Origin of the sequence: Staphylococcus simiae, from assembly GCF_002902085.1 — a bacterium.
Taxonomy (GTDB): Bacteria; Bacillota; Bacilli; order Staphylococcales; family Staphylococcaceae; genus Staphylococcus; species Staphylococcus simiae.
Genome location: NZ_PPQR01000123.1, coordinates 1 through 210 on the forward strand (window position 1 = coordinate 1; position 210 = coordinate 210).

The window sequence follows — 210 nt, forward strand, 5'->3', positions numbered from 1 at the left end:
AAAGGTACCTTATTATATTCATACAATTCTAAGTCTTCGGTTGGTTTAAGTACAAGTTTCCAGTAACGCTTATATTTATTATATAGTGGTTTATTTAGGTCTTTAAATACGTTCATAACGGCTACACGAATACTATTTAAAGCTCGATTTAATAGTTGAACAATATGGAAACGATCGATAATAATTTTAGCGTTTGGAAATAGTTTTTTT

The 210-nt window shown here is 28.1% G+C and carries 1 protein-coding gene; it reads right to left on the bottom strand.

Annotated elements, in window-relative coordinates:
- Positions 1-210 (bottom strand): transposase (locus tag CD113_RS11570; RefSeq protein WP_142380912.1); only part of this gene is annotated, 210 nt, incomplete at both ends.